The organism is Pseudomonas sp. NPDC088444 (assembly GCF_044900175.1).
Taxonomy (GTDB): domain Bacteria; phylum Pseudomonadota; class Gammaproteobacteria; order Pseudomonadales; family Pseudomonadaceae; genus Aquipseudomonas.
Genome location: NZ_JBJDNK010000008.1, coordinates 130,905 through 154,726, shown reverse-complemented (window position 1 = coordinate 154,726; position 23,822 = coordinate 130,905). Strand labels below are relative to the sequence as shown.

Below are 23,822 nucleotides of genomic sequence, written 5' to 3'. Positions count from 1 at the left end.
CTGTGGGAGCCGGCTTGCTGGCTCCCACAGTTTGAGCGTCATTGTGAACTTGATCACGGATACCCCAACACCGCCTTGATCTGCCCCAGATGCTCGGCAATCCAGCGCTTGTCGATCGCGCCCCAATCACGAATCCGATAAGCCCCCGCGTGGTTGCGAGCGCCGTCCTCCTGTTCGAACTCGCATACGATGTCCAGATCCGCCAGCGCCAGCAGGGTGTCCTGCGCGGTGCGTCGTGGCATGCCGGTCACGTCAGTGATCGCCGGGACGCTGGCGGCGATTCCGCTATCAATCAGATACGCCACGTACAGGCGACGATAGAAACTGCTTTTGGTCTTGCTGACGTCCATCGTCAGGTCCTTGTCGATGAAAAGGTGATCAATCCTGCATGTCTCGCCACGTCAGATAAATGCGCAGGTCGAACTCCAACTGGTGATACCCCGGCTGCATGTGCTCGCAGAGTTTGTAGAACGCCTTGTTGTGCTCGGTTTCCTTGAAGTGCGCCAATTCGTGCACGACGATCATTTTCAGAAACTCGGGCGCGGCGTCCTTGAACAGAGAGGCGACGCGGATTTCCTTCTTGGCCTTGAGCTTCCCGCCCTGCACCCGTGACACCGTCGTGTGCAGCCCCAACGCGCGGTGGGTCAGGTCCAGGCGGTTATCGAAAAGTACCTTGTCGATGTTCGGCGCGTTGCGCAGGTGCTCCTGCTTGAGAGCGAGCGCGTAGGCGTACAGCGCCTTGTCGCTCTGGACGTCATGCCGCCCTGGATAGCGTTGTTGCAGGTAGGCGCCCAGCTTGTCCTGGGCGATCAGTTGCCGCACCTGGTCCTGCAGCGACGCGGGGTAGGCCTGCAGGTACTTGAGCGGCGTCACGGCTGTAAAAGTCATGGTCGAATCAATGGGTTCAAAGGGCGTCAGTCTACCGCGTCAATCCTTCTTGAGCAGCGGATGCCTGACCGGCAAGGTAATCGGCTCGACGAAACGCAGCGCTTCCTCCGGCATCATCGGATGGGCCAACAAAAAACCCTGAATGATCTCGCACCCGTTATCTACCAACCATTGATATTGCTCCTGCGTCTCTACGCCTTCGGCAATGACCTCGATGTTCAGCAAACGGCACATGTCGATAATGCTGCGCGCCACGGCCAGATCACGGGGCGAGCTCATCATGCCGCCGATGAAATGCCGGTCGATCTTGAGGGTGTCCAGGTCCAGATTGCGCAGGTGCGCCAATGAGCTGTCGCCCGCACCAAAATCATCCAGCGATACCCGCACGCCAATGTCATGCAGGCTTTGCAATTGTTTGCGGCTGTGAACAAGGTTGTGCACCAGCGACGGCTCGGTGATTTCCACTTCCAGTTGTCGCGGCTTGAGGTTGTGGATGTGGATGGCCCGCTGCAATTCGGCCGCCAGATTGGGCAGGCTGAACTGCGCCGGGCTGACGCTCACGCTGACCACCAGATCGTCCGGGAAGACCCCGTCCCAGCGCTGTCGCTGAGCCGCGCCCTGTTCGTAGATCCAGCCGCCCAGCTTGTTGATCAGGCGGGTCTCTTCCAGCAGCGGAATGAACAGGCTAGACGGCACATCCCCCGCATCAGGATGATTCCAGCGCAACAACGCTTCGAAACCGCGCGTTCGCCCACTGACCACGTTGATTTGTGGCTGATAAACGATCGAGAAATCCTTGCCTTCAATGGCTGTGCGCACGCTTTCTTCCAGCATGAGCCGCGAGCGGGCGCGACCGTTCATGTACTGATCATAGAAACGGTATTGATGGCGACCGGCGCGCTTGGCCTCGTACATCGCGATATCGGAGGCCCGCAGCAGGCCGTCCAGATTGGTACCGCAATCGGGGTACACCGCAATCCCGATACTGACGCCCAGCGTAGCTTCGATGCCGTCGACATGACGCCGCACGGAGATCCGATCGATCAGTTTTTCAGCGACTTTGGCGGCATGTTCAGGGAAATCCAGCCCATCGATGACCACCACGAATTCGTCGCCTCCCATCCGCGCCAGCACATCGTAGGGCCGCAGGCTGTCCTTGAGTTGCTCGGCCACCCAAATCAACACCTGATCGCCAGCGTCGTGCCCCAAGGAGTCGTTGACGTGCTTGAAGCCGTCCAGGTCCAGGTAGAGCACCACCAGGTATTTTCCGGCGTTCTCGTTGCGTACCAGCATCCCTTCGACCGTCTGATAGAAGCCCCGACGGTTGAGCAGCCCGGTCAGCGAATCGGTAACGGCCTGTTGCTCCAGTTGGCTATAGAGATCGCGCACCACCGACATGTCGAGCACGCTCAACACCATCGCTTTCTGCTCTTCCGGCAACGGCGCGCAGGACAGCGCCGCTGGGACTTGTCGCCCTTCAGGGGTACGCAGGATTGCGTCGTGAATGCGGTAGGTGTCGGCGCGACGATAGTGGTGATAGAAGCCCGAATCGGTCCACTCACTGAAGGCGGGCTCTTGCAGGTAGCAACACAAACCGGTGCCGCGCAATTCGCCGTCGGTCATGCCCAGCAATCGACAGATCGCAGGGTTGGCGAAACTGATGATGCCGTCCTCCTTGACCACCAGAATGCCCTCGGCAACGTTCGCCAGCACCGAAGCATTGAAGGCCCGAGCAGACTCCAGTTCGCGACTGAGCTTCTGCAAGGCGCGGCGATTGCTTTGCTGCTCCAGCAGCGCCTGGACCTTGGGCCTGAGAATATTGGGGTCGAACGGCTTGAACAGGTAATCGACCGCCCCGCTGGCATAGCCTTTATGCACAGCGTCGCGGGACTGCTCGTTGGCCGTCAGGAAAATGATCGGGGTCAGACGGGTCCGCTGGCTGCCACGCATCAGGCGCGCGACTTCGAAGCCGTCCATTTCCGGCATTTGAACATCAAGCAAGACCAGATCGACGTCAACGTCCAGAAGCAGACCTAGCGCTTCCATGCCCGAACTGGCCGTAACTATTTCCCAGTCCTGTCGTTGCAGAACCGCCCGCATCGTGACCAGATTCTCTGGATAGTCATCGACTACCAACAAAACTGATTTGCCATTAGATGGCTGGGGTTGCACGCATTCCATGCTGCTACTCATTCACGTTACTGCCTGGTGAGAGGGTTCCGCCCATCGTCCGATAGGCGTTTACTCTAGCCCCGAATCAAAAAAAGTGAAGGAAGGCCACCGTTTTGCCATCCCAAAAACTCGAGCAAGCCGACTAACGGTAACGGCTCTCAAGCGCCGTGCTCACCAGCCCTTCGCCAGAAATGGCGGCACATTGACTGCAGCCATTCGACGGATTCACGTTAACAACCGGTTAGGCGAAACGTATAAGGATCGCCCCTCAAACCCTAGCGCCAGACGCGTTTGCTGGCAATGAGACATAACCGGACGAACGACAAATGATTGATTTGGGAACGTGGAATCTGAGCATTCCAGTGGGCTCGCCCCCCGCCACCATCGAGACGAAACAACTGCTTCAGGGCTACGACGGAAAATATTTCACGTCCAGCGCCTCAAACGTTACATTCTGGGCGCCCGTGACGGGCAGCAAAACCGCCAACGCGATCTACCCGCGCAGTGAACTGCGGGAAACCTGGTCCAACGGCGAGTTGCACAACTGGTTCTACACCGACGCCGACAACTTCCTGAACGCCAGGCTCAAGGTGCTTCAGGTGCCCTCTTCCGGGCGGGTGGTGATTGGGCAGATTCATGTCTACGAGAGCAATCAGCCCCTGCTCAAACTTGAATATCAGTACAAGGACGCCACGCAGGACGGCACCATCGTCGCCAAAGTGCGCTTTCATCCCACCGACAAGAAACCCCGCGTCATCACCATCGCCGAAGGCATCCGCCTCAATGAAACCTTCAAGTACGTCATCCATTTGAACAAGGCGGGATTGTTGACCGTCCGGGCCAACGACATGGTCTGGAACGACCGCATCAGCGCCACTTGGCGTGCTCAACAGCTCTATTTCAAGGCGGGCGTCTACACCCAGGACAACACTGGCTACACCAGCGAAGGTGGCAAGGTGATGTTCTTCAACCTGGATATCGACCACAACAAGGGCTAAAGCCCACACCCGATGTAGGAGAGCGCTTGCTCGCGATGGCGTCGTTGAAAATCACCGGCTCATCTCACCCTGATCGCTGTAGCAGCACGGTTTGCCGGCGGGAGCGTCCGAAAAATCGCCATCGTCGGCAAGCCGTGCGGCTACAGAATCCGTATTACGCAGCTTTGTACTCTTTCTCAGCCGCCTCAAAGCGCGCGACCATGCCTTGCGTCGGGCCTTTGCCCAGCAGACTGAACAGCACAATGGCAACGCTGGCAAAGACGAAGCCCGGAATGATTTCGTACAGGCCCAGCAATTCGAACTGCTTCCACACCACGACCGTGATCGCGCCGGTAAGGATCCCGGCCAGTGCGCCGTTGCGGGTCATGCCTTTCCAGACCACCGAAATCAGCACCACAGGCCCGAACGCCGCACCGAAACCGGCCCAGGCGTAACTCACCAGACCCAATACGCGGTTTTCCGGATTGGCCGCCATGGCGATGGCAATCAGCGCCACCAACAGCACCATCGCACGCCCCACCCACACCAGCTCACGCTGCGAAGCGCCTTTTCGCAGAAAGGCCTTGTAAAAATCTTCGGTCAGGGCACTGGAGCAGACCAGCAACTGACAGCTCAATGTGCTCATCACCGCCGCAAGAATCGCCGACAGCAGCACACCTGCGATCCACGGGTTGAACAACAGCTTCGCCAGTTCGATGAATACCCGCTCGTGGTTTTCCGTGACCGGACCCGCGACGTCCGGGTGAGCAGAGAAATAAGCGATGCCGAAAAAGCCTACGGCAACCGTACCGCCCAGACACAGGATCATCCAGGTCATGGAAATACGACGGGCGTTGGCAATGGACTTGACCGAGTCAGCCGCCATGAAACGCGCGAGAATGTGCGGCTGACCGAAGTAACCCAAGCCCCAGCCCATCAACGAAATGATGCCGATAAAGGTGGTGTTCTTGAGCATGTCAAAACTGCTCGGGTCTTTGGCCTCGATGGCCATGAACGTGGTATCCACGCCGCCAGTCGCCAGCAATACGATGATCGGCGTGAGGATCAGCGCGAAGATCATCAAGGTGGCTTGAACGGTGTCGGTCCAGCTCACCGCGAGGAAGCCGCCAATAAAGGTGTAAGCGATGGTCGCCGCCGCCCCCGCCCACAAGGCGGTCTCATAAGACATCCCGAAGGTGCTTTCGAACAGACGAGCGCCCGCGACAATGCCCGAGGCGCAGTAGATGGTGAAGAACACCAGAATGACGACGGCAGAAATGACTCGCAGCAGGCCGCTGGTGTCTTCGAAACGACTGGAAAAGTAATCCGGCAGGGTCAATGCATCGCCGTTGTGCTCGGTCTGCACCCGCAGACGACCTGCGACGAACAGCCAGTTCAGGTAGGCGCCGATGATCAGCCCGATCGCGATCCAGCTCTCAGACAGACCCGACATGTAAATTGCACCCGGCAATCCCATGAGCAGCCAGCCGCTCATATCCGATGCGCCTGCCGATAGCGCCGTGACGACGCTGCCAAGACTACGACCGCCAAGGATGTAATCCGACAGATTATTGGTGGAGCGATAGGCCATCAGTCCGATAAGGACCATTGCCGCGATGTAGATCACAAACGTGATCAAGGTGGGGTTACTGACGCTCATTGTGTGTCCGTGCGTTGTTTTTATGACAGGGGCAACGGGTTGCACCAAGGGTGCGCATGCTAGCCATCAACACCTCACAGGAGCAACCAGAAAACGATAATGAGTTGCACCTTTTTTGCCCAAAATTCGTAACCGTTCGCTTCTGTAATGCTTTCAGAATGCCGTAAAACCGCCAGCTTTCAATATTCAGCGTCATCTTCGAGCGTTCATGCGCCATCATCGGGCACACCGGAAATATCTTGCAAAAATGGGTTGCACCCGGTTGCACCCTCCTCGACGCACAGCTAATCTTGGCGGCAGCTATAGCCGCATCATCGTGGCTCTTATGAGGACAAAACATGGCGACCACCACTCTGGGTGTCAAACTCGACGACCCGACCCGCGAGCGATTGAAAGCAGCCGCCCAGTCCATCGACCGGACTCCGCACTGGCTGATCAAGCAGGCAATTTTCAATTACCTGGAAAAGCTTGAGAGTGGTGCAACCCTCAATGAACTGAACGGCCTCAGCAAGGACAGCGACGATCAGGGCGACCTGCCGACGGACAGCACCCATCAGGCGTTCCTGGAATTTGCCGAAAGCATCCTGCCGCAATCGGTTTTACGTGCAGCCATTACGTCTGCCTACCGCCGCCCGGAACCCGAGGTGGTGCCTATGCTGCTGGAACAGGCGCGCCTGCCAGCGCCCATGGCGGACGCGGCCCACAAACTGGCCGCCTCTATTGCAGAAAAACTGCGCAACCAAAAGAGCGCCGGAGGCCGCGCCGGTATCGTGCAAGGGTTGTTGCAGGAGTTTTCGCTGTCGTCTCAAGAAGGCGTAGCGCTGATGTGCCTTGCCGAAGCGCTGCTGCGCATCCCGGACAAGGGCACTCGTGACGCACTGATCCGCGACAAGATCAGCACTGGCAACTGGCAACCGCACCTGGGTAACAGCCCGTCGCTGTTCGTCAACGCCGCCACCTGGGGCCTGCTGCTGACCGGCAAACTGGTCAGCACCCATAACGAAGCGGGCCTGACCTCTTCCCTGAGCCGTATCATTGGCAAGTCCGGCGAACCGATGATTCGCAAGGGCGTCGACATGGCCATGCGCCTGATGGGCGAGCAGTTCGTCACCGGTGAAACCATCGCCGAGGCGCTGGCCAACGCGAGCAAGTTCGAAGCCAAAGGCTTCCGGTACTCCTATGACATGCTCGGCGAAGCGGCGCTGACCGAACACGATGCTCAGAAGTACCTGGCCTCCTACGAGCAGGCCATTCACTCCATCGGCAAAGCCTCCCATGGCCGCGGCATTTATGAAGGCCCGGGCATCTCGATCAAGCTCTCGGCACTGCACCCGCGCTACAGCCGCGCCCAGTACGAGCGCGTGATGGACGAACTCTACCCGCGCTTGCTGTCCCTGACCTTGCTGGCCAAACAGTACGACATCGGCCTGAACATCGACGCGGAAGAAGCCGACCGCCTTGAGCTGTCGCTGGATCTGCTGGAGCGCCTGTGCTTCGAGCCGCAACTGACCGGCTGGAACGGCATCGGCTTCGTGATTCAGGCTTACCAGAAGCGCTGCCCTTACGTGATCGACTACGTGATCGACCTGGCGCGCCGCAGCCGTCATCGCCTGATGATCCGTCTGGTGAAAGGCGCGTACTGGGACAGCGAAATCAAACGCGCTCAGGTTGAAGGGCTGGAAGGCTATCCGGTCTACACCCGCAAGGTGTACACCGACGTTTCCTACATCGCCTGCGCCCGTAAATTGCTGTCGGTGCCAGAAGTCATCTACCCGCAATTCGCCACGCACAACGCTCACACTTTGTCGGCGATTTACCACATTGCAGGTCAGAACTATTACCCCGGCCAGTACGAATTCCAGTGCCTCCACGGCATGGGTGAACCGCTGTACGAACAGGTTGTGGGCAAAGTCGCCGACGGCAAACTGAATCGCCCGTGCCGCGTGTACGCCCCTGTCGGCACGCATGAAACCCTACTGGCGTATCTGGTTCGCCGCCTGCTTGAAAACGGCGCCAACACCTCGTTCGTCAACCGCATCGCCGATCAGTCGATCTCGATTCAGGAGCTGGTCGCCGATCCGGTTTCCAGCATCGAACGCATGGCGACACAAGAGGGTGGCTTCGGCCTGCCGCACCCGCGCATTCCACTGCCACGTGACCTGTACGGCAGCGAGCGCGCCAACTCGGCAGGCATCGACATGGCCAACGAACATCGCCTGGCGTCGCTGTCTTCCGCCCTGCTGGCCACGGCCCACAATGACTGGAAAGCCTTGCCGATGCTCGGCAGCCCGGTCAGCGCAGGTGCTACCGCGCCGGTGCTGAACCCGTCCGATCTGCGTGATGTGGTGGGCCATGTTCAAGAGGCTAGCCTGGAAGACGTCGACAACGCCCTGTTCAGCGCCCTGAGCGCAGGCCCGATCTGGCAAGCGACCCCGCCTGCCGAGCGCGCTGCGATCCTCGAACGCGCCGCCGACCTGATGGAAGCTGACATTCAGCCATTAATGGGCCTGCTGGCTCGGGAAGCAGGCAAGACCTTCGCCAACGCCATCGCCGAAGTGCGCGAGGCTGTGGATTTCCTGCGCTACTACGCCGTGCAGGCCCGTAACGACTTCAGCAATGACGCACACCGCCCGCTGGGTCCCGTGGTGTGCATCAGCCCGTGGAACTTCCCGTTGGCGATTTTCAGTGGGCAGGTTGCTGCCGCGCTGGCAGCAGGCAACCCGGTACTGGCCAAGCCTGCCGAACAAACACCACTGGTGGCGGCTCAGGCCGTACGTATTCTGCTGGAAGCCGGTATCCCTGAAGGCGTGGTGCAACTGTTGCCGGGCCGCGGTGAAACCGTCGGTGCACGCCTGGTGGGTGATGATCGCGTGAAAGGTGTGATGTTCACGGGTTCAACCGAAGTGGCGCGCCTGCTACAGCGCAACATCGCGGGCCGTCTGGACGCTCAAGGTCGCCCGATCCCGCTGATCGCCGAAACTGGCGGCCAGAACGCGATGATCGTCGACTCCTCGGCGCTGACAGAACAAGTGGTCATCGACGTCGTGTCGTCGGCCTTCGACAGCGCCGGTCAACGCTGCTCGGCGCTGCGCGTGCTGTGCTTGCAGGAAGATTCCGCAGACCGCGTCATCGAAATGCTCAAAGGGGCCATGGCCGAAAGCCGTCTGGGCAACCCCGAGCGCCTGTCGGTGGACATTGGCCCGGTGATCGACGCCGAAGCCAAGGCCGGTATCGAGAAACACATCCAGGCCATGCGCGACAAAGGCCGCACGGTCTACCAGGTCGCCATCGCCGACAGCGATGAAATCAAGCGCGGCACCTACGTGATGCCGACCCTGATCGAGCTGGAAAGCTTCGACGAACTGCAACGCGAAATCTTCGGACCGGTGCTGCACGTGGTTCGCTACAAGCGCAAAGAGCTGGATCAATTGATCAGCCAGATCAACGCCTCGGGTTACGGCCTGACACTGGGCGTGCACACACGCATCGACGAGACGATTGCCAAGGTGATCGACTCGGTCAATGCGGGCAACATGTACGTCAATCGCAACATCGTTGGCGCCGTGGTCGGGGTGCAACCGTTCGGCGGCGAAGGCCTGTCGGGCACGGGTCCGAAGGCCGGTGGCCCGTTGTACCTGTACCGTTTGCTGTCGACCCGCCCTGCCGATGCTGTGCAGAAATCCTTCGCCACCCGCGACGCCGGGGTTGCACCGGACACTCGCCTGCGCGAAACACTGCTCAAGCCGCTGAATGCATTGAACACTTGGGCAACCAGCCAGCAGCTTTCGGAACTGGAAAGCGTGATCTCGCAGTTCAGCGAACAATCGCAAAGCGGTGTCACCCGTCTGCTCGCGGGCCCAACCGGTGAACGCAACAGCTACACCCTCCTGCCGCGCGAACACGTGCTATGTCTGGCCGATGATGAAGCGGATCTGCTGACGCAACTGGCCGCCGTTCTGGCCGTCGGCAGCAGCGCCCTCCTCCCGGACAACGAGTTGAGCAAGCCTCTCTACAAACGTCTGCCGAAAGAGGTTCAGGCCCGCATCAAACTGGTGAATGACTGGAACAAGGACGACGTCGTGATCGACGCCGTTCTGCACCATGGCGACTCCGACCAGTTGCGCGCCATCTGCGAACAGGTCGCTCAACGCAGCGGCGCCATCGTCGGCGTACACGGCCTGTCCAAAGGCGAAACCGGCATCGCACTGGAGCGCCTGGTGATCGAGCGCGCCCTGAGCGTCAATACCGCTGCGGCTGGGGGTAATGCGAGTTTGATGACGATCGGGTAACGGTCCGAAGCGCAAACCTGTAGGAGCGCGGCTCGCCCCGCGATCTGGCGCGCAGCGGCAGTTAGATCAGTTGATCCGGTATTCCTGACATACCGACGTTGCCTGATTTCGCTGCCGCTGCACGCCGGATCGCGGGACAAGCAGCGCTCCTGCAGTCGTTTGGGCAGTCGCAAAATATGTGTTCGCGCCACTGGCTGCTGACAGATGAACCGCCATTTCCTGCAACACATCCTCCGACTTGTAGCCCCTTTCTTACAGCCCTCTCCCTTTCTTGTGAAGGACATTTCCGAGAAACTCTTACCCGCTTGTGCCACGCGATTTCGATCTCTAGGCTGCGTCCATCGCTGGGAATCAGCGGTCGGGTTTAGCAGCCTGAATCAACTCAATCTGGCACGCAGGACCGCTTTATGGCGGCTTTGCTCGGGGCACGCTCGCGTGCGCTGGTTTTTGCCTATTGGGGCCAGTCTGCTAACCCGTGTCAAAGCCGCCACCCTGTTCCGTTTAGCAGCAGAGCATGGGTGGAACCTCCAATCCAATAGGTATCCGACATGCTGAAAATCACCCCCGATCCACCTGACAGATCCGTCGAAGAAGCCCTCGCCCATGTCTCAGCCCTGTTGCGCTGCGCCACAGCCACCGCCTGCGAGAGCGCCGAAAACCTCATTGGCGTCAAACGCGACCTCGCGTTCTCTGTCGTACACCTGATCGACCTGGCCAGAGCCGTGGTCGACCGCTCGCTCGATCAAATAGAAATACGCTGAACCGCACAAATCTCCTGTAGCAGCCCGGCCGGTGGCGTTCCGATGCCGGCGGCAGTGATCTCAAAGACGCCGCCGCAGGCAAGCCGTGCTGCTACAGATGCCGCGCTCTCAAGAGAGTAAGGCACACACCGGAATTACCGCAGTGAGCGGTCAGCCCACCTCGCGTTCTACCCCTCCATCACCCAAATCAATCTTCCTGTTCACCCCCTCCGCGCCCCCCTAGACTCGTCCGCAATCCAATAAAAGGTAATGCCGCCATGTCCGAGACGCTGCTCAGTTCCCGCAATCTGGCTTTCGAGCTGTATGAAGTGCTGGATGCCGAAGCGTTGACCCGTCGCGAGCGCTTCGCCGAACACAGTCGTGAGACGTTCGATGCGGCGGTCACCACGGCGCGGACGATTGCCGAGAAGTTCTTTGCTCCGCACAACCGCAAGAACGACGAAAACGAACCCCGCTACGAGAACGGCGAAGCGGTATTGATTCCTGAGGTGAAACTCGCCGTCGATGCCTTTCTGGAAGCAGGTTTTCTGAACGCGGCGCGCGATTTCGAGGCGGGTGGCATGCAGTTGCCGACGCTGCTCTCCCAAGCGTGTTTCGCGCATTTCCAGTCGGCCAACGCGGCCTCGGCCTCGTATCCGTTTCTCACCATGGGCGCAGCAAATCTGATCGAGAACTTTGGCAGCGATGAGCAGAAACGGCGCTTTCTTCAGCCGATGATCGAAGGGCGTTTCTTTGGCACCATGGCGCTGACAGAGCCCCATGCCGGATCGTCGCTCTCGGACATCCGCACTCGTGCGGAGCCTGCCGAAGACGGCACTTACCGCCTGCGCGGCAACAAGATTTTCATTTCGGGCGGCGATCACCCGTTGTCGGAAAACATCGTGCATCTGGTGCTCGCGAAACTCCCCGACGCGCCTCCCGGCGTGAAGGGTATCTCACTGTTCATCGTGCCGAAGTTTCTGGTCAACGATGATGGCAGCCTCGGCGCTCGCAACGACGTGGTACTGGCCGGGCTGTTCCACAAGATGGGCTGGCGTGGCACGACATCCACGGCACTGAACTTCGGCGATAACGGCCACTGCACAGGCTATCTGGTGGGCAAGCCGCATCATGGCCTGAGCTACATGTTCCAGATGATGAACGAGGCGCGGATAGGTGTGGGCATGGGCGCGGTCATGCTCGGCTACGCCGGTTATTTGTATTCTCTGGAATACGCCCGTGAACGACCGCAGGGTCGCCTTCCGGACAGCAAGAACCCTGAAAGCCCGCCAGTGATGATCATTCAGCACGCCGATGTGAAACGCATGCTGCTCACTCAGAAAGCTTACGTCGAAGGTTCGTTCGATCTGGGTTTGTACGCGGCGCGCCTGTTTGATGACACCCAGACCGGCGAATCCGAAGAGCAACGCAAGCTAGCGCACGAGTTGCTGGACCTGCTGACGCCCATCGTCAAATCCTGGCCGTCAGAGTTCTGCCTGAAGGCTAACGAGCTGGCGATCCAGATTCTCGGCGGCCATGGCTACACGCGAGAATATCCGGTCGAGCAGTATTACCGCGACAACCGCTTGAACCCCATTCACGAGGGCACACACGGTATTCAGTCCCTGGATCTGTTGGGGCGCAAGCTGGCACAGAACGGCGGTGCTGGACTCAAACAGCTTGTCCGCCTGATCGCCCACACCTGCCAGCGTGCTCAGGAGCATGCAGCGCTCAGCCCGTTGCGCGAGCCTCTGGAGCAACTGGTTGCCCGCCTGCAAGCCGTGACACTGGGTCTGCTGACCGATCTCGCTCAAGGCAAGATCACCGTCACCTTGGCCAACTCGGCGCTGTTTCTAAAAGCCTTTGGCCATTCGGTTATCGGCTGGCGCTGGCTTGAACAAGCGATCCGTGCCCAGGAAGGCTTGCTTCGCGAACAATCGACAGATGAGGCTTTTTACCGAGGCAAACTCGCCGCAGCCCGGTACTTCCTGACGTGGGAGGTACCGGCCTGCCATCACGAGTTAGCCATCCTACAAACGCGGGATGACCTGTGCCTGTCCATGCAGGATCAGTGGTTCTGAGTGGGGAGCACGGTTGGCAACGGGAAGAAAGTTTCCACCAACACCTCTGCCCCCTCCCCGAGCTTTTCGGCGTATTGCTGGCGGCTGAACATCATCCCGGTGCGCAGGTCATAGACAGCTCCCGCAACCTGCTCCATTGCAATCTGCTTCAGTTGCACATGCATGAACCGGTAATGGGCACCGGCCACTTCCTGTATTCGCTGAATTTCGAAGTAGTGGCCCGGCAGGAAGACCGACTCGACCTCATCAGGGCTCGCAGAGAACGGACTGATGGGGGTCGCGCTCAAGTAGTCCTTGGCGGGCAGCTCAAAGACGACAGAGGTGTCGTCGAATGTGATGTCGCCACGATAGGTCTCAGATGACGCCCCTCCCTGGCTGCTCGCGAATACCCGACAGACGTAAGGATTTTCACTGAAAGACGTGACATCGGTATTCACCAACACATCACCGACCTTGAACTTGCCATCGCGAAATACTTGCCCCGAGGTGCCACGATTTCCGCTGCCCCCCCGGTACAGCGTCACGTCGTTGTTGTAGTCAACCTCGGCGAGGTCCTCGACCAAACGAGTGATCACGCCCAGTTGGTCACGTCGCTTACGCTCTCCGGTTCGAAGAAAGACGTTGTAGGCATCCTCGTCCTCTGTGTACAGCGTGATGCTCCTGCCGAACCAGTCATCCACCGTTTTGAACACGCGATGTTTTTCGCCAAAACTGTCGATCACGACGTCATCGCCGTCCGAATCAGTGAATACCTCGTCGTCTTCCTCTGCTTCGTACACGTTCGCCAGCGATTCTTGCCGAAGGTTGCCCACATCGGACAGGCGCCGCTCCTCAGAGAGATTGAACTGCATGTAGATATCCCAGAATTCAGACGACACCGTTTCGAATGGCAATGCCGCACTGCTCACGGCTTCCAGGGGAGCGCCGCCACGCAGTCCAGGACTGCCAACCAACTCCCACTCATTCGCCTCGTTGAACCGAACCAGTTTCGCGCCACTGAAGGAAAATGGGTTTTCCGGATTAACGATGAACCAGAGCTTCAAATCCTGAACGTATTGAACCCGGAAAGGGCGATCATCCAAGCTGATCCATGACTCGCCATTTTCCAGCACATGCACCCCTTGGTAGTGGCTCATGCTTTGGGTGGGCGCCGCATCCGGGAGCGCAACATTACCTTCCAGAGCCTCCAATTGCCCTGCCGGGGTAATGACATCGACTTCAGGAGTGACAAGAGAGGGCACTGGGCGGCGCAGGTCTGCCAACAGCGGCAAATTGAACAACAGATAGATCGAGTTGATGATGGCGCCAATGACTCCAGCTCGCTTCAGACGTGCTGTGCTCCCGTGCAGCGCCTGATCGATATTCAATCCGACGCTGGCAATGCCCGCCCCGATCAACGTCAATGCAACAGGCCACCCGATGGGCGCAAACGCCCCCGCCACTTGAATGAATGCGCCCAGATAGCCGAGCCACATTTGCTTGCGCAACTCGGCGCTGGTGACCAGTTGCTCATGCATGTCCTCGTGCATTTCCTGACGCGCGATGTCCCGCAGGTGCTCAAACGCTCGCGTTGACGTACCTCCCCTCTGGAGGTGGATGGTGATCAATGGGGTACTCGACCTGATGATTTTCTCGGCCAGCTCCATTTGACGCTGACTACCTCGCGCAAAGGAACTGAACAAGGTGCTCCTGGCAGACGGATCATTCAGTCGCGCTTTTACCCAACGCGCCAAGGTCGGCACGTCGTCAAAACAGAGAAAAGCAGGTTGCACATCTGGCCGATAGAGGATTTGCCGCCCTTCTACCCCCCCGATCAACAGCATATTCCGCGAAGCATGACCCGCCAGCTCAAAGGTGTGGACCGACACATCCGGATTTAAGGGCGTGGCGCTTTTCAACATTGACCACGTCACATGGGTAGCGGTCCCACCCGTCACAGCTTTCAGGACGGCTTGAAAATCCTGCGGGGTCAGTTGCTTTCTTCTGAGTTCCAATCCCGCCGCCGCCAGCAACCGGGCTTTGGCGAACGCACAGAAATCATCTGCGTGATGACGCCAGAATGCCTCGACCTTTCGCTTGCACTCGGATGCGAAGTCGAGTGCCCAGAAGTCACGCAGCACGTCGCTGGGCAACATGGGGACCTGATTGCGTTCGTCATATGTCTGCGCGTCGGGGCCAGCCGTATAGAAACCGCCGTAAACATTCAGGTCATCTGACGCGTCCTGATCGGCTGCGCTGAAGCGGTGCATCACCAGCTCAATGAAGTTCAGCGTCTCCGAAGGCTGCCCATTATGCTTCCAGCCCGTGAACGTTTGAGCACTGCTGGATGCCGTTCTGAATCGATGCCAGTAAACCATGGAAGGGTCAACCGACGTTCCTGTGTGCTGCAGAATGATCTTGCTCGCGGCACGCTGAGCCAGCGCGTAAACATCGGGATAATCGGACATGAACGCCGTGACACGCTCACGAAGATTGCGCTCGGTGAGGCCGCCGACCGGAGGGGGTGGAACAATGTGAGTAAACAAAAATATGGCTTCCTGTCTTATGAAACGGAAGCCACTTAAATAATCACCCCCCACATTTCATATGCGGTACTTATTTGTTCAGCAGGTAAATCCAGAAATACCTGGTGCGAGTTGAGCGCCAAAAAGGCATGTCAAAACCTCATGCCCTGGCTTGAACAGTGGGCAAAATAGATTCCAGTTGTTCTTTTTGGCGAAGAACATCATTTCCGACGTCTTCGTCGATAGCGATATGCAACGCTGACAGACCGTCACGGGCAAACGGGGGATTTGCCTTTGACAGCCCACTAATTCAACAGGTTAAATCCTCTGGCACGTCGGCTGCATGGTTGGCCTGCGGCTGCCCTCTTTTTCCACCTTTGTCTGGAGTACCGCCCTTGGATGCCACGACCATCAACAGCCTGTTCCTGATCGGCGCGTTGCTGGTGGGCGCGAGTATTCTGGTCAGTTCGCTGTCGTCGCGACTTGGCATCCCGATTCTGGTGATCATCCTGGCGGTCGGCATGGTGGCGGGCGTCGATGGTGGCGGCATCATCTTCGACAACTACCCGACGGCCTATCTGGTCGGCAACCTGGCGCTTGCGGTGATTCTGCTCGACGGCGGGCTGCGAACGCGGGTGGCGAGTTTCCGTGTGGCGCTGTGGCCTGCGTTGTCGCTGGCTACGATTGGCGTACTCATTACCACCGGTTTGACGGGCATGGTTGCCGCCTGGCTCTTCGACCTCAATATCATTCAAGGCCTGCTGATCGGTGCCATCGTCGGCTCAACCGACGCGGCGGCGGTGTTCTCGCTGCTGGGTGGCAAGGGCCTCAACGAGCGGGTAACCGCCAGCCTCGAAATCGAATCCGGCAGCAACGACCCGATGGCGGTTTTCCTCACCGTGACGCTGATCGACATGCTGTCCAGTGGTCAGACCGGCCTGCACTGGAGCCTGTTGGGGCATCTGATTCAAGAGTTCGGCATCGGCAGCATCATCGGCCTGGGTGGCGGATGGCTGATGCTGCAACTGGTCAACCGCATCAATCTGGCCAACGGCCTGTACCCGATTCTGGTCATCGCGGGCGGTCTGGCCGTCTTCGCCCTGACCAACGCCATTCACGGCAGCGGCTTCCTTGCGGTATACCTGTGCGGTCTGGTGCTGGGCAACAAGCCGATTCGCAGCCGCCATGGCATCCTGCACATGCTCGACGGCATGGCCTGGCTGGCGCAGATCGGCATGTTCCTGGTACTGGGCCTGCTGGTCACGCCCCACGATTTGCTGCCCATCGCTGTGCCTGCGTTGGGCTTGGCGCTGTGGATGATTCTGGTGGCGCGCCCGCTCTCGGTGCTCGCCGGATTACTGCCCTTCCGCGTGTTCCATGGGCGCGAAAAGGCCTTTATCGCCTGGGTTGGCCTGCGGGGCGCGGTTCCGATCATTCTCGCGGTGTTCCCGTTGATGGCCGGTTTACCCCATGCGCAACTGTTCTTCAACCTCGCCTTCTTTATCGTGCTGATCTCACTGCTGGTTCAAGGCACGAGCCTGCCGTGGATGGCGAAATGGCTGAAAGTGACCGTTCCGCCTGATCCTGCGCCCATCTCCCGTGCAGCACTGGAAGTGCACGTGACCAGCGAGTGGGAGTTGTTCGTTTATCGGCTGGGCGCCGAGAAATGGTGCATCGGCGCCGCTCTTCGCGAGCTGAAAATGCCGGAAGGCACCCGGATCGCCGCCCTGTTTCGTGGCCAGCAACTGCTCCATCCGTCGGGTAGTACGGTATTGGAAACAGGCGATTTGCTTTGCGTGATCGGCCACGAACATGACCTTCCAGCCCTCGGCAAGCTGTTCAGCCAGGCACCCCAACGCGGCCTCGACTTGCGTTTCTTCGGTGACTTCGTCCTTGAGGGAGACGCTCAGCTCGGGGCTGTCGCGGCATTGTACGGTTTGAAACTCGACGGTCTGGATTCGAATATGCCGCTGAGCCAGTTCATCATTCAGAAGAATCGCGGCGCGCCAATCGTCGGCGACCAGATCGAATGGAACGGCACAATCTGGACAGTTGCGGTGATGGAAGGGAACAAGATCCTCAAAGTGGGCGTCAGATTCCCCGAAGGAAGCCGCCCGGGTCCCGGGTTGTTCCTCTAAACTGCTCAGCTTCACATTTTGTTGCGTCCTATTTCCTGACTGCTCGACCCGGTGTCTATGTTCTCGTTGCGTACTTTTCTTGCCTCAGCCTTGCTGGGGCTTTGCCTGTTCAACGTCCCGGCGTTTGCCGCTGACACGCCTCCACTTTCCGCCGACGCGGTCCAGCAGAGTCTGGACAAGATCGCCGACCGCAAATTGTCGGCTGATGACCAGAAAGCCCTGCAACAAGTGCTGGAGCAAACTCTCGGCTTCCTGGCCAGCCAGAAAGACAACCAGCAAAAGCTGGAGGACCTGAAGAAGCAACTGGCCGATGCACCACGGCAAACCAGCGAAAACCAGCGCGACCTCATACGGCTCAAGGCCAGCAAAGTTATTCCGGTCGCCCAGCGCTACGCCAACATGGACGTGCCGCAGCTCGAGCAGATGCTCAGCCAGCGCAGCACCCAACAGACCGATTTGCAAAAGGCGTTGAACGACGCCAACAGCATGACCATCAACGCGCAAACCCGTCCGGAGCGGGCGCAGGCCGAGATCAGCAACGCCCAGACGCGCATCCAGACCATCAACGGGATTCTCAAGTCCGGCAAGGACGGCGGCAAAGCCATCAACGCCGACCAGCGTAACCAACTGAATGCTGAGTTGGCGTCGATCAATGCCTTGATCGCCCTGCGCCGTCAGGAATTGGCCGGTAACAGCCAGTTGCAGGACCTGGGCGGCAGTCAGCGCGATTTGTTGACCGAAAAGGTTGCGCGCCAGGATCAGGAAATCCAGGACTTGCAAACCCTCATTAACGACAAGCGTCGCGCGCAGTCTCAGGAAACGGTCGAGCAGTTGTCCATCGAAGCGCAAAAAGCGGGCGGCAGCAGCTTGTTGGCCACCGAAAGTGCGACCAACCTCAAGCTCTCCGATTACCTGCTGCGCGGCACCGACCGCCTCAACGAGCTGACTCAGCAGAACCTCAAGACCAAGACCCAGCTCGACGCGATCACCCAGACCGACGCCGCGCTGGATGAACAGATCAACGTGCTCAGCGGCAGCCTGCTGCTGTCCAAGATTCTCTACAAGCAGAAGCAATCGCTGCCCAAACTCAAAGTCGATAGCGGCCTGGCGGACGAAATCGCCGACATTCGCCTGTATCAGTTTGAGGTCAATCAGCAGCGCGAACAGATGAGCAACCCGACAAATTACGTCGATACTCTGCTCGCCACCCAGAAACCGGAAGACGTCACCCCTGCCCTGCGCAAGACCCTGCTCGATCTGGCCACCACCCGCATCGACCTGCTGGAGCGGCTGAACCGCGAGCTGAGCGCTCTGCTCAACGAATCCATCACCCTGCAACTGAACCAGAAGCAACTGGTCAGCACCGCCATCAACCTGCGCCAGACACTGGACGAGCAGATGTTCTGGATTCCCAGTAACAAACCGCTGGATCTGGAATGGTTCGAGCGCGTTCAGCCGCGTTTGATGAAGCAAATCTCCACCCTGCCGTGGACCTCGACCGTCAGCGAACTGGGCGATGGCTTGACCCAACGCCCATTGATCTTCCTGCCCCTGTTGCTGGTGATCGGTGTACTGACGTGGAAGCGCAAGGCGCTGTACGACAAACTCAATCGCTTGCATGGCGACATCGGCCATTTCAAGCGTGACCGACAGTGGCAAACGCCGCTGGCTATTTTCATCAATATTCTGCTGGCCATGCCGCTCTCGCTGGCACTGGCGTCCTGTGCACTGGCATTGCAGATCGATGCACGCGAACAGAACGTCAATCTGGGCGCGGCCTTGATGCAAATCTCGCTGGCGTGGCTAGTGTTCTACACCGCGTACCGCATCCTGGCGCCGGGCGGCGTGGCGCAGCTGCATTTTCGCTGGGAGAAATCCCAGGTTGAATTTCTGCGCGGCTGGATTCGCCGGTTGGGGCTGGTGGTGCTGGCGCTGGTGACTGTCGTCGCCGTTGCCGAGCATGAGCCTTCGGCGCTGGCCGATGACGTGATCGGCATTGCGGTGGTGCTGACCTGTTACGCGCTGATGACCTGGCTGCTGGGTCGTCTGCTGTTGACCAGCCCGACCCACGAAAACGCCTCGCTGTTCCGCCGAGCGGTGGGCCTGGCCTTCACTGCGCTACCCGTCGCGTTGTTCGTCGCCGTGTGCTTTGGCTACTACTACACCGCACTGAAACTCAGTGACCGCTTGATCGACACCCTGTACCTGCTGATGCTCTGGCTGGTGATCGAAGCCACTTTCGTTCGCGGGCTGGGTGTGGCGGCGCGGCGGCTGGCCTATCAGCGCGCGTTGGCGAAACGTCAGGCAGCCAAGGAAGCGGGAGAAGGCGAAACCCTGGTCGAGGAACCGACGCTGGACATCGAACAGGTCAACCAGCAGTCCTTGCGCTTGATTCGCCTGGCCTTGATCGGCGGCTTCATCGGCGCGCTGTATCTGGTCTGGGCCGACCTGATCACCGTGTTCTCGTACCTGGACAACATCACCCTCTACGAATACACCAGCGGCACGGGCGCCACCATGAGCATGGTGCCGATCAGCCTGGGTGACATGATCGGTGCGCTGGTGATCATCGGTATCACCTTCGTGCTGGCGGGTAACCTGCCCGGTTTGCTGGAAGTCTTCGTGCTGTCGAAGCTGAACCTCAAGCAAGGCAGTTCCTACGCGACGACCACGTTGCTGTCCTACATCATCGCGGGCGTGGGTTTCGTCTCGACGCTGTCAGCGTTGGGCGTGAGCTGGGACAAACTGCAATGGCTGGTCGCGGCGCTGTCGGTGGGCCTGGGTTTCGGCATGCAGGAGATTTTCGCGAACTTCATCTCCGGCATCATGATCCTGTTCGAGCGTCCGGTACGGATCGGCGACACCATCACCATCGGCAACCTGTCAGGCACGGTGAGCAAGATCCGCATTCGTGCGACCACCATTACCGACTTCGACCGCAAGGACATCATTGTCCCGAACAAGACGTTCATCACCGGGCAATTGATCAACTGGTCGCTGACCGACACCATCACCCGCGTCACCCTGAAGCTGGGCGTGGACTACGGCTCGGACCTGGATCTGGTGCGCAAGCTGCTGTTGCAGGCCGCCCGCGAAAACCCTCGCGTCCTTAAAGAGCCTGAGCCGATCGTCTACTTCCTGAACTTCGGCGAGAGCACGCTGGACCACGAACTGCGCATGCACGTACGTGACCTTGGCGACCGCAACCCGGTGCTCGACGAGATCAACCGCTTCATCAACAAGGAATTCAAGAAGCAGCACATCAACATCTCGTTCCGGCAGATGGAGGTGTACCTCAAGAACATGCAGGGCCAAGAGTACAAGATGGTGCCAGTCGAACCGGAACAGAAGACCATCGCCGCACCAGCACCGTCCACCAGCGTGCCTGCCGCGCCGAAAGATGTGCCCGAGCCGCCGGAAGCCAAGCTCGACTGACAGCGTGAATCCCAGCAGAATGCTCGGACATTCTGCTGGAGCTGCGCTGTGAAAGCCCTCGACGAACTGACCTTCGACAATCGTTTCGCCCGTCTGGGCGACACGTTTTCCACGTCCGTCCTGCCTGAACCCATCGCCGAACCCCGCTTGGTGGTCGCCAGCGATGCAGCCTTGGCACTGCTGGATCTTGACCCCGCCCACGCCGAAGAGCCGGTTTTCGCCGAGTTGTTCAGCGGCCACAAACTGTGGGCCGAGGCCGACCCTCGGGCGATGGTTTATTCCGGGCATCAGTTCGGTTCGTACAACCCGCGTCTGGGTGACGGCCGGGGGCTTCTGCTGGGCGAGGTCTTCAACGACGCGGGCGAGCACTGGGACTTGCACCTCAAAGGCGCCGGGCAGACGCCGTATTCGCGCATGGGCGATGGTCGCGCCGTGCTGCGTTCATCGATTCGTGAATTCCTCGCCTCCGAAGCGCTGCATGCGCTGGGCATCCCGACCAGCCGCGCAGGTTGCGTGATCGGCTCAAGCACGCCGGTCTGGCGCGAGACCCAAGAGCGCGCGGCGATGGTGTTGCGTCTGGCCCAGAGCCATGTGCGCTTCGGCAGCTTTGAGTATTTCTTCTACACCCAGCAACACGAGCCACTGAAGCAACTCGCCGACCATGTGCTGGCGCTGCACTACCCCGAATGCGTTGAGCAGCCTGAGCCGTATCTGGCGATGTTCCGCGTGATCGTCGAGCGTCAGGCCGAATTGATCGCCAAATGGCAGGCTTATGGCTTCTGCCACGGCGTGATGAACACCGACAACATGTCGATTCTGGGCATCACGTTCGACTTTGGCCCATTCGCCTTCCTCGACGATTTCGACCAGCATTTCATCTGCAACCACTCCGACCACGAAGGCCGCTACTCCTTCAGCAATCAGGTGCCCATCGGCCAATGGAACCTCAGCGCACTGGCCCAGGCCCTGACGCCATTCGTCGAGGTCGAGCCGCTGCGTGAAGCGCTCGGCCTGTTCTTGCCGCTGTATCAGGCCCACTACCTGGACCTGATGCGCCGCCGCCTGGGCCTGACCACCGCTGAAGACGACGACGCCGACCTCATCGCTCGTCTACTGCAACTGATGCAGAACAGTGGTGTGGATTACAGCCTGTTCTTCCGTCGCCTGGGCGAAGACGCTGCTGACGTCGCAGCTCAAAGCCTGCGCGACGACTTCGTCGACATGCTGGGCTTTGACGCCTGGGCCGATGCCTACAAAGCCCGCATCGCCCGCGACCCCGACAGCACTCAGGAAGACCGCCGCGCCCGGATGCACGCCGTCAACCCGCTTTACGTGCTGCGCAACTACCTGGCCCAACGCGCCATCGAAGCCGCCGAACAAGGCGACTACACCGAAGTTCGTCGCCTGCACCAAGTGCTGTGCAAGCCCTTCGAGGAACAGGCGGGGATGGAAAGTTATGCACAGCGGCCGCCGGATTGGGGGAAGCATTTGGAGATCAGTTGTTCGTCTTAGGTGTCGGCGCGGAATCAGTATCCGATACCGCCGTAGGTTTATCAGAAACAGAGGACGAGGCTGGCGCCTGCGCAGAGTGCTGTTTTACAGACTGCTCACGCTTGGCTTCAGCCTCTTTTCTCTCAGGCATCGCGATGCTCGCCAGAATGTCATACAGATTAAGTCCCCGCTTCGCCAGCTCCGGCGCTTCGTCATTGGGCCGACTCAACTCCAGGCGAATCTTCTCCAACAGTTCTGCTTCGTAATCGCCTGGATAGCAGTCCTGAACCTGCTCGATTTTAGGCAGGCCCCTGTAGAAGTTCAGGACCTCCGTGAGAAAGACCGGGATCTTGCCGGATTGCGCACTTTCTAACTGTGCGCGAGTGACCGCGCCCTTCGCCCATTCGGATTTCAGGCGATGACTTTCAGACCAGGCCGCATGTCGCTCATTGATCGTGTAGCCGCCACTGTCGTCATAAGCGATCAGTGCTAACTGATCACGAGACAGACCTGCAAACGGATTTTTTGCATAACGATCGCCACTAGCGGCTTGGTTGACGTAATCGGTTGCCTGCCTGGCCCTCGCCAGATGTTCAGGATCGTCTGTATCGGGTAGTTCCTGATCGTGTCGATGTTTTCCAAAGCTGTAGCCGTCGAGCGCAAAATCATTTAGCTGCTTCTTTGCATAAGCAGCCAGCTCATCGCGGGTCAGCTCCTGCTCTCGTTTGCTGGATCGAAGAGCACTCTCACTTAACTGTCGAGCGAGAAGAGAAATACTAGTTTTATCCGATTGCTCCTTCGAAGACTCCGGCATATTAACTGCTTCACTGTCAGGCACACTTTCTTTTTCTATCGCCAAACCAACAGGCATTACTGATACGGCACTCACACTTTGGATCATATTGCCTCCCTGCAATGCGCTCTTAAATAGAGCCACCCCTTCGGTGGCCCTACTTAAACTATGCACATCAACGCATGATGAGATTCACGCTCCAATCGTGACTGGAATAATTCACAGAGGTGATACTGATATCGCATCTGGCACCGCCACTCGCGACTGCGCTTTTATTCCACTTGGGCGTTCTGACTCCGCCAGGTGTGGCGTTCATCAGATAGCTGGTCGTGAAACGGCATGACTTGCTTCCTGACTTGTATGTCACCATCGCATAGGTGATGGGCGAGGAGCCTGTAGCCCGGACAATGTAACTTTCAGTACCACCTGCCGGCACATTAGATGGCTTAGGGGAAGCATTCGAGTACGTCGTAGCTTCATTCCGACTACTGCCCGGCTGGTAAACCACAGGCTCCGCCGTGTTATTAATGAAGTTAACGGCTACCTGTGGGGTTGCAACCGCCACTCCTACATTCAGCATCGCGACCGCCGCTATGGAACACTTAATCGGCTTAACACTTTTCATTTTGATCATCCTTTTTTGTTATATCTGAA

13 protein-coding genes are annotated in these 23,822 nt (G+C 58.9%); 7 read left to right on the top strand and 6 right to left on the bottom strand.

All coding sequences use genetic code 11. The features are described from left to right. Positions 1-53 precede the first annotated feature (53 nt). The 3 genes from ACI2KB_RS17190 to ACI2KB_RS17180 are packed head-to-tail and all read right to left on the bottom strand — an operon-like array spanning position 54 to position 3,069. A complete protein-coding gene (locus ACI2KB_RS17190) occupies positions 54-350 on the bottom strand; it encodes a helix-turn-helix domain-containing protein (RefSeq protein ID WP_404636383.1) in 297 nt (98 codons plus the stop codon). Between the two features lie 28 nt (positions 351-378). After that, positions 379-873, bottom strand: coding sequence for a YgjP-like metallopeptidase domain-containing protein (locus ACI2KB_RS17185; RefSeq protein WP_404636553.1), 495 nt, complete (start codon positions 871-873; stop codon positions 379-381). 54 nt (positions 874-927) lie between these two features. Further along, complete coding sequence (locus tag ACI2KB_RS17180) at positions 928-3,069, bottom strand: putative bifunctional diguanylate cyclase/phosphodiesterase (RefSeq protein ID WP_404636552.1); 2,142 nt, start codon at positions 3,067-3,069, stop codon at positions 928-930. Between the two features lie 317 nt (positions 3,070-3,386). Here ACI2KB_RS17180 and ACI2KB_RS17175 point away from each other — a divergent pair, with 317 nt between their 5' ends. Then, positions 3,387-4,058 (top strand): polysaccharide lyase family 7 protein, encoded by a 672-nt coding sequence (locus ACI2KB_RS17175; protein ID WP_404636382.1) that lies wholly within the window; start codon positions 3,387-3,389, stop codon positions 4,056-4,058. 154 nt (positions 4,059-4,212) lie between these two features. Here the strand turns inward: ACI2KB_RS17175 and putP are convergent, their stop codons facing one another. Next, complete coding sequence (gene putP / locus ACI2KB_RS17170; RefSeq protein ID WP_404636381.1) at positions 4,213-5,697, bottom strand: sodium/proline symporter PutP; 1,485 nt, start codon at positions 5,695-5,697, stop codon at positions 4,213-4,215. 338 nt (positions 5,698-6,035) lie between these two features. On the opposite strand from putP, the gene putA reads away from it, so the two are divergent. The 3 genes from putA to ACI2KB_RS17155 all read left to right on the top strand — a co-directional run bounded on the left by putA (position 6,036) and on the right by ACI2KB_RS17155 (position 12,807). Next, positions 6,036-9,986: a trifunctional transcriptional regulator/proline dehydrogenase/L-glutamate gamma-semialdehyde dehydrogenase gene (putA, locus tag ACI2KB_RS17165; protein ID WP_404636380.1), complete on the top strand. Its 3,951-nt coding sequence runs from the start codon at positions 6,036-6,038 to the stop codon at positions 9,984-9,986. A gap of 548 nt (positions 9,987-10,534) precedes the next feature. After that, positions 10,535-10,747 (top strand): DUF6124 family protein, encoded by a 213-nt coding sequence (locus tag ACI2KB_RS17160; protein ID WP_404636379.1) that lies wholly within the window; start codon positions 10,535-10,537, stop codon positions 10,745-10,747. Positions 10,748-11,004: 257 nt separating this feature from the next. Then, positions 11,005-12,807: an acyl-CoA dehydrogenase gene (locus tag ACI2KB_RS17155; RefSeq protein WP_404636378.1), complete on the top strand. Its 1,803-nt coding sequence runs from the start codon at positions 11,005-11,007 to the stop codon at positions 12,805-12,807. Here ACI2KB_RS17155 and ACI2KB_RS17150 read toward each other — a convergent pair. After that, positions 12,795-15,332, bottom strand: a complete 2,538-nt coding sequence (locus ACI2KB_RS17150; RefSeq protein ID WP_404636377.1) for a dermonecrotic toxin domain-containing protein — start codon at positions 15,330-15,332, stop codon at positions 12,795-12,797. The genes ACI2KB_RS17155 and ACI2KB_RS17150 overlap by 13 nt on opposite strands. Before the next feature lie 374 nt (positions 15,333-15,706). Here ACI2KB_RS17150 and ACI2KB_RS17145 point away from each other — a divergent pair, with 374 nt between their 5' ends. From ACI2KB_RS17145 to selO, 3 genes are read left to right on the top strand one after another with little or no spacing between them, the layout of a single operon-like run. Beyond that, complete coding sequence (locus ACI2KB_RS17145) at positions 15,707-17,449, top strand: potassium/proton antiporter (RefSeq protein ID WP_404636376.1); 1,743 nt, start codon at positions 15,707-15,709, stop codon at positions 17,447-17,449. Positions 17,450-17,506: 57 nt separating this feature from the next. After that, positions 17,507-20,884, top strand: a complete 3,378-nt coding sequence (gene mscK, locus ACI2KB_RS17140) for a mechanosensitive channel MscK (protein ID WP_404636375.1) — start codon at positions 17,507-17,509, stop codon at positions 20,882-20,884. A gap of 48 nt (positions 20,885-20,932) precedes the next feature. Beyond that, complete coding sequence (selO, locus tag ACI2KB_RS17135; protein WP_404636374.1) at positions 20,933-22,396, top strand: protein adenylyltransferase SelO; 1,464 nt, start codon at positions 20,933-20,935, stop codon at positions 22,394-22,396. On the opposite strand, the gene ACI2KB_RS17130 is transcribed toward selO, so the two are convergent. Then, positions 22,380-23,276 (bottom strand): hypothetical protein, encoded by an 897-nt coding sequence (locus tag ACI2KB_RS17130; RefSeq protein ID WP_404636373.1) that lies wholly within the window; start codon positions 23,274-23,276, stop codon positions 22,380-22,382. The two genes, selO and ACI2KB_RS17130, sit on opposite strands and share 17 nt — an antisense overlap. Between the last annotated feature and the right edge of the window lie 546 nt (positions 23,277-23,822).

Coding starts and splice junctions, on each gene's coding strand:
- ACI2KB_RS17190 (WP_404636383.1), bottom strand. CDS start 350: ATGGACGTCAGCAAGACCAAAAGCAGTTTCTATCGTCGCCTGTACGTG.
- ACI2KB_RS17180 (WP_404636552.1), bottom strand. CDS start 3,069: ATGGAATGCGTGCAACCCCAGCCATCTAATGGCAAATCAGTTTTGTTG.
- ACI2KB_RS17175 (WP_404636382.1), top strand. CDS start 3,387: ATGATTGATTTGGGAACGTGGAATCTGAGCATTCCAGTGGGCTCGCCC.
- putP (WP_404636381.1), bottom strand. CDS start 5,697: ATGAGCGTCAGTAACCCCACCTTGATCACGTTTGTGATCTACATCGCG.
- putA (WP_404636380.1), top strand. CDS start 6,036: ATGGCGACCACCACTCTGGGTGTCAAACTCGACGACCCGACCCGCGAG.
- ACI2KB_RS17160 (WP_404636379.1), top strand. CDS start 10,535: ATGCTGAAAATCACCCCCGATCCACCTGACAGATCCGTCGAAGAAGCC.
- ACI2KB_RS17155 (WP_404636378.1), top strand. CDS start 11,005: ATGTCCGAGACGCTGCTCAGTTCCCGCAATCTGGCTTTCGAGCTGTAT.
- mscK (WP_404636375.1), top strand. CDS start 17,507: ATGTTCTCGTTGCGTACTTTTCTTGCCTCAGCCTTGCTGGGGCTTTGC.
- ACI2KB_RS17130 (WP_404636373.1), bottom strand. CDS start 23,276: ATGATCCAAAGTGTGAGTGCCGTATCAGTAATGCCTGTTGGTTTGGCG.